A 13023-nucleotide genomic window follows, 5' to 3' on the forward strand; every position below is an offset into this window, starting at 1 on the left:
GCACCTGACCGCAGGCACGCACGCGACTGGCACTTGCCCGAATGTCGTCAACAGTCCGCCGGCTCAGCGGCTGCGCCTGGGGCCTCGGCGCCCGCGTGGTGCGATCTGGAGTCACGATCATTGCCCGATCAACGCCATGGGGTCGAGCACGGGGAGTCCTCCCGGCAAACCCTTGTCGACCGGATCACCCGGGTTGAGGGTGGGGGGATGCCCGTCGAACGCACCGCCCTGCAGGAGGAGGTCCTCGGACGCGGCGCCCGGGAGAGTGAGGGACGCATCCACGAATCCCGAAGCCGAGCCCAGGAGGCCCAGCGCGGAGTTCCACAGCCGCGTGCCGATCAGTGTCAGCCGCTCGGATTGCTCCGGCACCCGATGGTTCTCCGCGTCCCCTTCGGCGCTTTCACCGAGCACGAGGACCGCAAGGCGCAGACCGTTGACCGCTTCCTGTGCCACCGGGTCGCTCACCGGAGCGGCAAGCTGACGCTGTGCATCATCGAAAACGGTCCTGGTGGTCGACGCGTCGCGTGTCATCTCCGCGACGCGGGCCAGATCTGCCGCGTGGGCCCGGCTCCAGACATCGGGCGGAGCGGGCGCCGGCACCGGGCCGGCAGCTGCCACCGGACCCGGAGTCCGAGGAGCTTCGACATCGCCGGGTACGGCCGGCGGGAACCGGAACTCGCTGGGCGAGAGCGCACTACCAGCGTTCAACAGGCGGAACGCGCTGTCGAACATGCGATCACCCAGCGTGTAGAGCCGCTCACCCTGCATCGCAGTCGCCTTCCGCGGGGCCGGTGCGGCCGCGCTCACCGCTGCGGAGGCGGCCCGCGCCGCCTCGACATAGAGCATGGCGCCGGTCTCGTAGAGGCGGGCCGCCTCGACGGCGCCCGTGGTCTGAGCCGGGGGAGTCAACCGCCGGACCAGATCGCGGGCGGTCGCGTAGTCGCCCTCCCAAGTCGCGATGGAAGTCGCGAGTGCGGGCGAAACCGCCGCGTCCGAACTGGCCAGTCCCTGCAGGGTCGCGGGGAATACACGCAGGTGCTGAACCAACGGAGCCATCGACTGACGCACGGATTGGTAGTAGGCCACCGTTGCCGCCCTATCGTCCCCGTCGGACTGGGCCGAGCCCTCGGACTGCAGCGCGAACACTGCAGGCACCGCCACGACAGACGCCAGGACAGCGACCGCGATGATGGCCGGGCGTCTCCGGACCGCCGGGGCGGCCCGGAAACGGTGCAGCTTCGAGGACGAGGACGTCACTGCAGGCCCGCGTCAGCCATCTTGCCTGTTAGGCACTTACCCGCGCCGGGCAGGATCTGGTTGGCCAGGGAGTCCGGATAGTTCGCGACGCCGCCGTAGGGCTTCCAATCGCTCTGCACGAGGCTGCCGTCAGGCTGGCGCTTCCACTGGAAGATCCACGTCTTGCCGCCAGTCTTGCACTCGGGCTTGAACGACACCGGCTGCACCAGACCGGACTCCCAGTTCGTCAAACTCTGGATGTACTGGTTCACGCCCTTCCAGGTGATCGCCTGGGACTGCTTGGACACCGCCTCGGCAACCAACTTGGCCATCGCCCAGCTCGTCTGGGTCCAGATATTCTCCAGGGAGCTCATGTCGGAACTGTTCGGCCCGTAGGTCTTCATCGAGCTGACGTAGTTGTCGACCTCCGGCGCGCGGTTGTTCTTGGCCTGCGGGTAGGGCTGCCCGGTGTTGATGGCGATCTGGACCCCAACCGTCTGCGCGTAGACGTCGTTAGACCCTTGGCCGGCCCCGCCGACGAACTTGGCGTCGGCACTGTACGGTCCGCCGATGCCGAACGGCGGCTTGTAGCCCTGCCGGGCCGCGGCGGCAAGACAGATCGGCCAGCCCAGCGACTGGCCCGCCTGCCAGAAGTCGATCTTGAGGTTGCGCATCTTCGTGACGATCTGGTCGCAGTTGGCGTCGGAGAGGTTGAAGGCGTCCGTGCTCACGACCTTCACGCCGTGGACCTCCCACGCCTTCACCATGAAGTCCAGCCAGGGCTTGATCGCCATGTTCTGGGTGTCGTAGAGAATCCCGACCGTCTTGATCGGTGCCTTCTTGACCTTCATGAAGTAGTTGGCCATCGAGACGACGGATTCGACGGTGTTGAGCGTCACCGGGTAGGTGGTTGGGTACTTCGAGGAGTAAGCGGGCGGGGTGATGCCCACCACCACGTTCGGGATGCCCTTGCTGGTCACGTACGGGGCGGGGGAGTCACCGAGCACCCCCATCAGGGCGAACACCTTCTCCTGCTCGACCAGGCGGCGGGCGCCGGTGGCCTCGTTCGCCGGGTCGAACGCGGTGTCCACAACTACCGTCCGGAACGTCCGCCCCTTGACGCCCCCCTTGGCGTTGAGCATCCCGAAGTACCCGTTGATGCCGTCTACCTCGTTCTGCCCGAGGAAGCCCGCCGCACCCGAGATGGGCGCCAGAACGCCGACCTTGACCTCGGTGTCCGTGACGCCTTGCGAGTTGGGCCCGGAGATCGCGATGTCGCCGCCGGTTCCGCCTGCCGTCGCGCCCTGGCCGGCCGAGGCAGCGGGCTTCCCCGAGCCGGCACCGCCGCTGCCGCCGCCCTGACCGGCCGTCGTTGCGGTTCCTGCACCGGCGCCCGCGCCGGCCGCGCCCGCTGCAGTATCCGAGGCTCCCGGCGCGGCGGCGCCCGGGGCTGGCGCGATCGCGCCTGTGGTGTCCGTGGCCGCCGTGGTGGTACCGGGCGCGCCGGTTGTCCCGGTCGTCTGCGCACCCGGGGCCGCTCCTTGCGACACGACCGTGTCCGCGGGCACACGCATGGAGCAGCCGCTGATCAGCACGACGCCGGCGGACACAATCGCCGCGGACCGCGTCACCCGCGGGCTCCGCCATCTAAGGTTCAGCATGACTTCTCCTGATCGGGCCGTGAGGGCGTGAGGCTGCCGCATCGGCGGCGGGCGCGCCGCCTGCGGTGTTACGGGCGGTCTTGGGGAAGGGGGTTCTGGGAGGGATCCCAGGTGGCCAGCACATGCCGCGGACCGCGGAAGCTGGCGTTCGGGCTGAACTCGAACTGTTGGTCGGGCACCAGCTCCAGGTGTGGGAGCCGACGGGTCAACTCTTCCAGGAAGACACGCATCTCGAGGCGGGCCACCGGGGCACCGAGGCACGTGTGATTTCCGACGCCGAAGGATAGGTGGAATTTGGCGTCGGGCCGAGTGATGTCGAATCGGTCGGGGTCGGGAAAGCGATCCGGGTCCCGGTTGGCGGATCCGATCACAAGGAGCAGCCGCGCCCCCTCGGGAATGGCGATGTCGCCGACCTGGGTGGCCTTCAGCGCGCGGCGGTGCCAGGCGTTGATCGGCGGATTGAACCGGAGGATCTCCTCGATCGCGTTGGGGATCAGCGAGCGGTCTTCGCACACCATTTGCCATTGCTTTCGGTCTTGCAACAGGTTGATGAAGCCGCTGGCGGAACCTGAGGTGGTGGTTTCATGCCCGGCGAACATGAAGTTCAGCAGGTAGCTGTGCACCATGAGTTCCGGGAACAGTTCCGGATCCTCGTCGCTGAAGCGGATGAGGGTGCTGGTGACGTCGTCGCCCAACTTCTCGCGAAGGCGAGCGATGTGGCGCTCGCAGTATTGGGCGAACGCTCCGACCTCGCCGGCCATCCGGTTCTGCACTTCTTCACTCGGGCGACCCCAGCTGAACAGCGCCCGCTCCGCCGTGAACTCTTTGACGTAGTGCGCGTCTTCGTCCGGCACCCCCATGAGCCGGAACAGCACGCGTACCGGGATCTCCCAGACGAAGTCGTCCACGAGATCGGCGTGCCCGCGCTTGACGAAACGGTCGATGTAGTCGGTCGTGTACTCGCGGACATGCTCCTCCAGGAGCGCCACCGTTTTCGGCAGGAACGGTGGCGTGATCCGCCGGCGCCGCATCATGTGTTCCGGCTCGTCCTCGTTCACCAGCGTCGGGCCGGTCACGTACTGGATGGCGCGGCCCCACTTGGCGAACTCCTCCATCGTGGAGGGCCACGGGGGGGTCATTGGCTCGGTGGTCGGGGAAGGCGAGAAGACCTCGGGGTTCCGGAAGATATTCCGGATGTCCTCGTAGCGCGTGACCACGAAGTAGTCGATCTCCGGGCTGTAGAAGATGGGGCTCTGGCTTCGAGCTTCCGCAAGCCAGCTGTAGGGATCGGACAGATACGGGTCGTCGAACGGATCGAAATCCGGGCGGAACGGGCAGCCCGCGGCCGCGGCGGCTTCCGCAAGCGGAGAAGCGGCGTTGGTTGTCATCGTGTTCCTTCACGGTTGGGGGCGGTCTGGTGCGGCCACATCGAGCGCGGCACGCCCATGAAGAATTTGTTCTACCGACTGGAAGGTAGCATGGTTGGTGATTTTCATCATGTCAATCGGGGCGGTGCGGGCTTTTCCAACGCGTTACGCGCATCAGGCCGAGGGCGGGCGCTGTGTGCGCCGGTCTGCCTGCATCAGCAGCTTCCGACAGCAGGTAGACGAGAGCGGTCGAGGCGTACGTGGCGCTGGCCCCGGGGTCGACCGAGCGGTCGGAGCCAGGCCCGCAGCCGGGCTACGACGCCCCCTCTGCCGTCAGTGGCTTAAAAGCCCTGTCTTGCTCCGGGAAGAGATGGTCGACGTAGCCGAGATAACTCAAGGCGATGAACAGGTAGTAGTCGGCGGTCTCGAGAGCTCGGGCTACACCCGGGCTTGTAGCGGCCTGCTGTTCAGATCGCAGTGCCTCACGAACGTCGAGCAGCCGGGTCAGTTGGCCGTCCGCACCGAATGACACGTCGCCACTTGCCGTCACCGCGTCGCTCCTCCCAGGTTGGCCGCGGGACGCTCCTCGGCGGCTCGGTGGTCGAACACCCGCTTCGTTTTGAGCTCGTACCGCGGTAGAGCATCGGGGGCCAGAATCTCCGTCTCCAGCCGGACCCCGATCGACTTCCGGAGGAGCTCGCTCAATTCGCTGTCCAGTTCCTGCGCCGCCCGCGGCGACGCCCCGTCCTTCTCCACTTTCACCAGCATGCGGTCGAAGCCGGCCTCCCGCGTGATGTGCAATTCGTAATGGTTGGACAGGCCGCTCACCTCCCCCAGGAGGTTCTCCACCGCGGTGGGGTACACGTTGACGCCGCGAATCGTGACCATGAAGTCCGCGCGGCCCAGCACCACCCCGGGCAGGTGGGCAAACGTCCATCCGCAGCCGTGGTCCGGGTTCCGGTCCATTCGCACGAGGTCGTGCGTGCGGTACTTGATGAAGGGCTGACTGAAGCGGGAGAAGCTGGTGATCACGTGCTCGCCCACCTCACCATCGGCAAGGGGCTCGCCACTCTCGGGGTCCACGATGTAGGAGTGGATGTTGTCTTCGATCACATGGACCCCGCCACCCCACTCGCGACAGGACTGGGCGATCGACAGGGCTTCCCCGACACCGTAGGCATCCATCACTCGATCCCCGACGTTCCAGGCCTCGGACACTCGCTCGCGGGTAGCGGTGATCGAGAGGCCCGCCTCTCCTCCGCCGGCGACCATGGGAACGCCGGCCGACCGCAGATCGATGCCGTTCGCCTCCGCGACCTCGGTGAGATGCAGCAAGTAGGTTGGGGTCGCGACGACGATGGTGGGTTTGTACTTGACGATCTGCTCGACTCGCTCCAGAGTGCTGCTCCCACCGCCTGAGATGACGCGGAGCCCGAGGGTACGCGCACCCCAGTAGAAGCTCCAGAGACCGATCCAACTGCCCCAGTTGAAGCAGAAGTACATGGAGTCACCGCGCCGCACTCCATAGTCCCAGAGCGCGTAGCAGTACTGGGTCCCCGCCTTCTGCATCTCGTACTCGGTGAAGGTCTCGTTGAGGAAGCGCCCCGTCGTGCCCGTCGTGTGGAAGTACTGCTGCCAACGGTCCGGGCCCAGGGCCGTCCCCCCGAAACCGGACGGGTGTTCTTCCTGATCGCGGAGGTAATCGGGCTTGTCCGTGAACGGAAGACGGTAGTGGTAATCATCCCAGGTGCGGATGTCGGCCGGTTTGATGCCCGCCTCGTCATAGAGCCGTCGATGCAGCGGGGAGTTCTCATAGGCCCAGCCCACCATGCGGCGCAGACGGCCGAGATGGTGTGCGTCCAACACTTCTCGCGGCGCCGTCTGGGTCAGCTTGTTCCAGTACCGGTCATCGCCTTGCGGGGATTCGATCACTGTATTCTCCACACCTGAAGGTCGGGCGGACGGGGCAGATCAGGTGGCGCTCCATTGCGGGGCCCGCTTCTCGATGAACGCGGACGCGCCCTCTCGGTGGTCGTTCGTGGTCTTGAGCACGCTCTGTCCCAGGCGTTCCAGCCGACGACCGGTCTCACTGTCGACGTCCGTGCAGGTGTTCAGCACTAACTTGGCCATGCCGATGGCGAGGGGCGCGCGCGCGACGAGGTCCTGCGCCAGGGAGATGGCGGCCTCGCGTGCCTGCCCACCAGCTACGACGCGGGTCGCCAGCCCGGCGGCAGTGGCTCCCGCCGCGTCAAGGTTGGCGCCGAGCATCACCAGCTCTTTGGCGCGACCCAGCCCGACGTAGCGGACGAGCCGTGAGCAGCCACCCGAGCCCGGGATCAGGCCGACCTTCGCCTCTGGCATCACCAGCCGCGAGCTCTCTCCGAGCACTCGGAAGTCGCAGGACAAGGCGAGTTCGAAGCCGCCGCCGGCGGCGACACCGTCGATAGCAGCGATGACCGGGATCTCCATCGCCTCGATGGTGTCGAACACGTCGTGGATCCGCCGTGCGACTGAACGGAAGCCCCGCGTCCCGATCGCGGCGAGTTCGGGCATGTCACTGACGTCCTCGCCGGCGGAGAACGCCCGGCCGGCGCCGGTAAGGATCAGCACCCGCAGGTCGGGATCCTCCGATGCGCGCTCGACCGCGTCCCGCAACTCGGCGCGCATCGCGGTGTTCCAGGCGTTCAGCCGCTCGGGACGGTTGAGGGTGAGGATGCGGATCGTCTTGTCCAGATCTTCTTCGAGCAAGTGCTGGTAGGTCGTCACTCGGCCACCTCCAGGGTCACTTTCGCCGCCACGCTGCCGTCGGCCTTGCGCACGATGATGCCCTCGCCGCCAAAGTCGACCGTGAGCTCGTCGTCGGGAAAGACCGGCGCCGCCAGGCGCACGTCAAACTTTCGGATGGCGTCGGGCCCCACCTGGTCCGCGATCAGGTCGAGGATCAGGGAGGCGGTGAGCGGACCGTGCGCGATCACCGACGGCAGTCCGCGTTTAGCCGCGAAGGCCTCGTCCACGTGCACGGGGTTGAAGTCGCCGACCGCACAGGCGTAGCGCGCGATCTGGAGGCGGCTGATCGGAGCCGTTGTCCGAGATTCCAATGGCATCGTCAGGCTCCGATCGACTCAATGAAGGTGGCGTTCTGACGGTGAATCAGCTGTCCTGACTTGTCGCTGAATTCGGTGACCACCACCCCGAACCGGTTTGTGCCCTTGTCGAAGACTTTCGCGATCAGGACGCGGACGGCGACCGATTCGTCGGCTACGAAGGGCCGCACCCACTCGTAGCTGAGACCCGCGAGAAGAGCGCGGGACAGATCTAGGTCCAATGCTTCGACGAACTGCTTCTCACCGGCGACCGTGGGGCCGAACCACGGGACTAGGGTCGCGGTCTCCGTGGCAGCAGGTGTATCGATCGCCTCGGCCAACTTACGCAGCTGCGTGGCCGACACGATCTCCTCACCCTCATAAACAAGTGTGCCGGCGGCATCGACTCTCATGTTCGGTCCCTCATGTCTCTCCCACTAGGGATGATGACCACGGCCGGGCGCCGCGGCATGATTCTCTTCTCGGGCGGCGCAGACGTACTCACAATGACCAGCCCCCGTCCACGGTGAGCACGGCACCCGTGCAATAGGTCGCGTCAATGGCGAGGAACACCGCGGCCTGCGCAATCTCGTCGGCGGTGCCGAAACGGCGCAGCTGCGTAGCGTGCAGGATCCCCGCCCGACTGCGATCGGGGATCTGCGCGGTCATGTCGGTCTCAACGAAGCCCGGTGCCAGGACATTCGCCCGCGTGCCTTCCCGGCCCACTTCCTTCGCCAGTGAGCGGGCCAGCCCCACCATCGCGGATTTCGCCGACGCGTAGGCGGTGTCACCGGGAAACCCGATCAACGCGACCGCGGAGGAGACGAAGGTGATCGAGCTACCTTCGCGGGCGTTGAGGATCGGCACGGCGGCAGCGGCAAGCCGCCCGGCTCCGCGCAGATTCGCCTCAATGACCGCCCACCAATCGACTGGGTCCATCTCGGTCAACCGCCCGCCGGCCCAAACCCCGGCGTTGAGGACGAGGGCGTCCAGTCCACCCCCCCACACGGCGGTCGAGCGGACAAGCTCCTGCGGGTCAGACTCCAGCAGGTCGTAGTGGAAGGCGGTCGCGCGGCCTGGGGCGCCTTCGCAATCGGCAAGCACCTTCTCTGCCGCATCAAGCGCACCGCGGTAGGTGAAGGCGACATCGATCCCGCGCGCGACGAGCTGGCACACCACGGCGGCCCCGATGCCGCGGGATCCGCCGGTGACCAGTGCCGTCCGAGTCATAACGGCATCGCGCAAGGATGCGCGGGGCTCATCGAACGACCCCGACCGCCTGCCACACCTGCTGGAGGGCCTCGTCATCGTCAAGGTCGTCGCGCCACCCATAGGGCTTCGGGAAGACGAAGACCTGCGCCTCTTTGTAGATCGCGTCCGGTTCATGCATGACGATCGTCAGCGAATGCTCCCCTTCAGCCACCGCGAAGAACTCGCGATAGTCGGACAGGCTCACGTCGAACAGCGTCATTCGCGGATGGGGCCGCGTGACCTCGACCGCCCACGACCCGAGCCGCGCAGCCACCATCAGAGGTAGCGCCGGTTGGCGGTGTCATCCGGCACGGTGATGCCGAGCTTGTCCAGCATCGGCCGGGTATCGGCGATGTACTGCTCGCGCAGCTCAGCGTTGTTCTTCTTGCGCAAGCCCCAACGCACATACGCGTCGGAGAAGGACGAGTCCGACCGACCGAACATGTCCAGCGCGGCAGGCCACCAGATCTTGATCCTCTCATTCGCCTCCGCCAACCCCTCCGGCGTGGCCACGATCCGGCGCAAGTTGTTCATCCCGAACGTCGCGTGGAAGACCTCGTCCTTGTGCAGCCGGTCCGCCACCTCCAGCAACGGCCGGTACGGCACCCCCTCCCAGGTCTCCCCGATGTAACAGCCCACCCGGTCCCCAACGCCATTGAAGAACGCCAGATCACAGAAGGACTCGATCGGCAGGTGGAAAAAATACTGCTGAATCGGCGCATCAATCGGGCCCACCCCCAGACCCTCCAGAATCCGCGCCGTGATCGCCCCGTGCTCGACCTCCTGCTGCATCAACTTCGCGAACGTCACCTTCAACCGCTGATCCGGGATCAGGGTCATCCCCCGCTCCCACAGCTGGTTCAGCAACGCCGTGTACTGCGGATTCGTCGAGTTCTCCAGGTGATGGCTCAACATCCGCACCAGCAGCTCACGGAACTCCGCCGGCATCTCCGGATCACCCTCGGCGTACACCCGCCCCTGCGCCGGGGCAACCCCAGACTCCACCGTCAGCGTCACAGCCGTCCCCTTCCACCGCGTTTGACCAAGCCACACCGTCACACTCAGGCTCCACCCCCCACGGCATATTGTCAACCTTCCAGTCGGATGAAATAATGCCTTGACGACAAGGAGCTCCGTGGACTTCTCAAATACCGAGCGCAGCCGTGACCTGCAGGGACAGGTGCGTGCTTTCTTGCACGAGCGAGTGCTCCCCGCCGAGGCCATCTACCGACAGCAGCTCAACGCCCTCCCAACCCGCCATCACGAGCCGCCTGTAATCGCGGAGCTCAAGCACGACGCGAAGGCCGCCGGACTATGGAATCTCTTCATGCCGGATCCGGCATGGGGCCCTGGCCTGTCGAACGCCGAGTACGCACCGTTGGCGGAGCTGATGGGCCGCAGCCTGATCGCGCCCGAGGTGTTCAACTGCAACGCGCCGGACACGGGCAACATGGAGGTGCTTTCCATGTTCGGCACACCCGACCAGCAGGAGCGCTGGCTCCGGCCCCTGCTGGCAGGCGAGATCCGCAGCTGTTTTCTCATGACGGAGCCGGCAGTGGCGAGCTCGGACGCCACCAATATGGGCGCCACGATCCGCCGCGACGGAGACGAGTACGTCCTGAACGGCCGGAAGTGGTGGATCACGAACGGCCCCCGGCCGCACTCCGCCATCGGGATCTTCATGGGGATCAGCGACCCGGAGGCACCTCAGCATCGGCGGCATTCCATGATGCTGGTCGAGCTTGACCGACCTGGCATCCGGATCGAACGAACGCTCAGTGTCTTCGGCTATGACGAAGGCGACGGCCACGCAGAGATCGTGTTCGAGGACGTACGAGTGCCGGCCTCCAACCTGCTGCAGCAAGAGGGCGATGGCTTCCGCATCGCACAGGGCAGGCTCGGGCCGGGCCGCATCCATCACTGCATGCGTGCCGTGGGCCAATCCGAGCGCGCCCTCGAACTGATGATCCGCCGCGCCGCGGAGCGTCAGACGTTCGGGGCCTCGCTCATCGACCGCGACCTAATCCGTTCCTACATCGCCGAGTCCAGGATGGACATCGACCAGAGCCGCCTGCTGACCCTCCACGCGGCGTGGCTGATCGACCAGGTAGGCGCGAAAGCTGCGCGCAAGGAAATCAGCATGATCAAGGTGGCAGTACCGCGAGCCGCCCTTCGGGTGATCGACCGCGCCATGCAGACGTTCGGCGCCGCCGGACTGTCCCAGGACACGCCGTTGGCGCACCACTACGCCCACGCCCGAACGCTGCGCATCGTCGACGGTCCTGACGAGGTGCACATCCTCACCGTGGCCCGCCTGGAGATCGCGCAACAAATGGCCGGCATTTGAACACCGACCCGCCGGGTCGGTTGATTCTCGACCGGCCCCAGGAACTCCTTGACCACATCGGCTTTGGCCTCGGTCCCTCGTCCTGGTACACCGTAGAGCAGAGTGCGGTGGATGCCTTCGCCGACGCGACGGCCGACCGGCAGTGGATCCACGTCGACCCTGAACGGGCCGCCAAGGGACCATTCGGCACGACGATCGCCCACGGGTACATGAGCGTGGGACTCATTACTCCTCTCTTCAGCGAAGTGCTCGTAGTTCACGACCAGAGCATGATCGTCAACTACGGGATGGAGCGAGTCCGTTTTCCGGCGCCAGTGCTGCTACCGGCCCGCGTCCGTCTCACCGGAACGATCGCCCACGCCGAGCCGGTGGCGCGCGGTATCCATCTCGCGAGCGACGTGATCCTCGAGCTTGAGGGCAGCGCAAAACCGGCGTGCGTCGCGCGCGTTCTTTACCGCTACCTGACCTGACCCCTTCGTCCTTCGAACCCTTGGCCTTCACCTCACCTCTTCAACCGTTCGTCTGAACCCTGGGAGAAATCATGCGCGACGCCGTGATCGTCGAGGCAGTACGGACACCCATCGGCAAGCGGAACGGTGGGCTCGCGAGTGTTCACCCCGCCGACCTATCGGCTCAGGTCCTGATCGCCCTGACGCAGCGCAGCGGCATCGACCCGGCCATCGTGGACGACGTGATCTGGGGGTGCGTAAACCAGGTCGGCGAGCAGACCTTCGACCTCGCCCGCACTGCGGCGCTATCGGCGGGCTGGCCGGAGTCAGTACCGGGCACGACCGTGGATCGACAGTGCGGATCCTCGCAACAGGCGGTGCACTTCGCCGCCGCGGGTGTCATCGCCGGACACTACGACATGGTGGTTGCCGGCGGAGTTGAGTCGATGACCCGAGTCCCCATGGGCTCGACGATGATCGCCAACCCACTCGGGCAGAGGTACATCGAGCGTTACGGAGTCGAGTTCCCGAACCAGGGAATCGGTGCCGAGGAGATCGCCGACCGCTGGGGACTGTCACGGGCCCAACTCGACGAGTTCTCGCTCGAGTCCCATGAGAAGGCGGCGCGTGCCACCGACGAGGGCCGATTCCAAGACCAGATCGTTCCGGTTCCGACAGTGGAAGGCCTGATCAGCATCGACGAGGGGATCCGACGCGGCAGCACCGTCACGAAGCTCGCCACGCTCGCACCGGCATTCCGACCCGATGGGTGCATCACGGCGGCGAACTCCTCCCAGATCTCCGACGGAGCGGCCGCCCTCCTCATCACCAGCTCCGAGAACGCCGAGCGTCTCGGACTCCGCCCCCTGGCCCGGATCCACACCGCAGTTCTGGCGGCCCTTTCTCCAATGCCGATGCTCCACGCACCAATGCCGGCCACGGAGAAGGCGCTGGCAAAGTCGGGCCTTCAACTCACGGACATCGGCGCGTTCGAAGTCAACGAAGCGTTCGCCTCGGTGCCACTCGCATGGCTGAAGGACATCGGTGCAGACCCGGCCCTGCTCAATCCGCTCGGAGGCGCGATCGCCTTGGGTCATCCCCTCGGCGGTTCAGGGGCCCGCCTGATGACGACCCTTGTGCACCACATGCGCGACGAGAACATCCGGTATGGCCTCCAGACCATGTGTGAGGGTGGAGGCCAGGCAAACGCGACCATTCTGGAACTGTTGTGAGGATGGCAAATCCGCAGCCGCTGCTCTTCAAGCGCCGAATCGGAACGACGTCGTTGATCGTCCTGGAGCTGACCCGGTTCAGCGGACACGGGATTCATCACAGTCGTGCTGCAGGGCGGCCGGATCGGCCGCGCGGTGGAGCTGACCCGGTTGCGTGGACACTTTGATCTTGGGCTTTGGCCCAGGAGAGGAGTAGCCGATGGGGCGTCCAGCGAAGTACCCGCCGGAGTTCGTGACGCGGCGGTAGAGATGGTGCGCGAGAGCGGCCGGCCCGTCGCCGAGGTGGCCCGCGAGCTCGGGACTTGACCCCAAGGTCAACGAAGGCACGTTGGGCAACTGGATCAGCCGGAACCGCAAGCCTCGCGGCGAGGTCGAGGAGCCCGAGCTCTGCGAGTCG

The 13023-nt window shown here is 66.1% G+C and carries 14 protein-coding genes; 3 read left to right on the forward strand and 11 right to left on the reverse strand.

The window, feature by feature from the left end; genetic code table 11:
* Positions 1-117: 117 nt before the first annotated feature.
* From SPOPO_RS0106640 to SPOPO_RS0106690, 11 genes are all read right to left on the reverse strand, one after another.
* Positions 118-1146, reverse strand: coding sequence for a hypothetical protein (locus tag SPOPO_RS0106640; RefSeq protein WP_156869629.1), 1029 nt, complete (start codon positions 1144-1146; stop codon positions 118-120).
* Positions 1147-1253: 107 nt separating this feature from the next.
* On the reverse strand, positions 1254-2867 hold the full coding sequence (locus SPOPO_RS0106645; protein ID WP_019874010.1) for an ABC transporter substrate-binding protein: 1614 nt from the start codon (positions 2865-2867) through the stop codon (positions 1254-1256).
* A 98-nt stretch (positions 2868-2965) separates the two neighbouring features.
* On the reverse strand, positions 2966-4285 hold the full coding sequence (locus SPOPO_RS0106650) for a cytochrome P450 (protein WP_019874011.1): 1320 nt from the start codon (positions 4283-4285) through the stop codon (positions 2966-2968).
* Positions 4286-4577: 292 nt separating this feature from the next.
* The gene (locus SPOPO_RS0106655) at positions 4578-4814 is read right to left on the reverse strand and encodes a hypothetical protein (RefSeq protein WP_019874012.1); all 237 of its coding nucleotides are present in this window, start codon (positions 4812-4814) and stop codon (positions 4578-4580) included.
* Positions 4811-6196, reverse strand: coding sequence for a phenylacetate--CoA ligase family protein (locus tag SPOPO_RS0106660; protein ID WP_019874013.1), 1386 nt, complete (start codon positions 6194-6196; stop codon positions 4811-4813). The genes SPOPO_RS0106655 and SPOPO_RS0106660 overlap by 4 nt, the downstream gene beginning before the upstream one ends.
* Positions 6197-6235: 39 nt before the next feature.
* Positions 6236-7030, reverse strand: a complete 795-nt coding sequence (locus tag SPOPO_RS0106665) for an enoyl-CoA hydratase/isomerase family protein (RefSeq protein ID WP_019874014.1) — start codon at positions 7028-7030, stop codon at positions 6236-6238.
* Positions 7027-7368: a MaoC/PaaZ C-terminal domain-containing protein gene (locus SPOPO_RS0106670; RefSeq protein ID WP_033384935.1), complete on the reverse strand. Its 342-nt coding sequence runs from the start codon at positions 7366-7368 to the stop codon at positions 7027-7029. The genes SPOPO_RS0106665 and SPOPO_RS0106670 overlap by 4 nt, the downstream gene beginning before the upstream one ends.
* Positions 7369-7370: 2 nt before the next feature.
* On the reverse strand, positions 7371-7760 hold the full coding sequence (locus SPOPO_RS0106675; protein ID WP_019874016.1) for an FAS1-like dehydratase domain-containing protein: 390 nt from the start codon (positions 7758-7760) through the stop codon (positions 7371-7373).
* Between the two features lie 88 nt (positions 7761-7848).
* Positions 7849-8577, reverse strand: coding sequence for an SDR family NAD(P)-dependent oxidoreductase (locus SPOPO_RS0106680; RefSeq protein ID WP_019874017.1), 729 nt, complete (start codon positions 8575-8577; stop codon positions 7849-7851).
* A gap of 28 nt (positions 8578-8605) precedes the next feature.
* Positions 8606-8818 (reverse strand): hypothetical protein, encoded by a 213-nt coding sequence (locus SPOPO_RS0106685; RefSeq protein WP_211210862.1) that lies wholly within the window; start codon positions 8816-8818, stop codon positions 8606-8608.
* Between the two features lie 56 nt (positions 8819-8874).
* Positions 8875-9615, reverse strand: a complete 741-nt coding sequence (locus SPOPO_RS0106690) for a Phenylacetic acid catabolic protein (protein WP_019874019.1) — start codon at positions 9613-9615, stop codon at positions 8875-8877.
* 118 nt (positions 9616-9733) lie between these two features.
* Between SPOPO_RS0106690 and SPOPO_RS0106695 the strand changes: the two genes are divergently transcribed.
* The 3 genes from SPOPO_RS0106695 to SPOPO_RS0106705 all read left to right on the forward strand — a co-directional run bounded on the left by SPOPO_RS0106695 (position 9734) and on the right by SPOPO_RS0106705 (position 12626).
* Positions 9734-10945 carry an acyl-CoA dehydrogenase family protein gene (locus SPOPO_RS0106695; RefSeq protein WP_019874020.1) on the forward strand — a complete coding sequence of 404 codons (1212 nt, stop codon included), beginning with the start codon at positions 9734-9736 and terminating at the stop codon, positions 10943-10945.
* Complete coding sequence (locus SPOPO_RS0106700; RefSeq protein ID WP_211210863.1) at positions 10942-11415, forward strand: MaoC family dehydratase; 474 nt, start codon at positions 10942-10944, stop codon at positions 11413-11415. The genes SPOPO_RS0106695 and SPOPO_RS0106700 overlap by 4 nt, the downstream gene beginning before the upstream one ends.
* Before the next feature lie 71 nt (positions 11416-11486).
* Positions 11487-12626, forward strand: coding sequence for a thiolase family protein (locus tag SPOPO_RS0106705; protein ID WP_019874022.1), 1140 nt, complete (start codon positions 11487-11489; stop codon positions 12624-12626).
* Positions 12627-13023: the final 397 nt, after the last annotated feature.

Source organism: Sporichthya polymorpha DSM 43042, assembly GCF_000384115.1.
In the GTDB taxonomy this organism is placed as follows: domain Bacteria; phylum Actinomycetota; class Actinomycetes; order Sporichthyales; family Sporichthyaceae; genus Sporichthya; species Sporichthya polymorpha.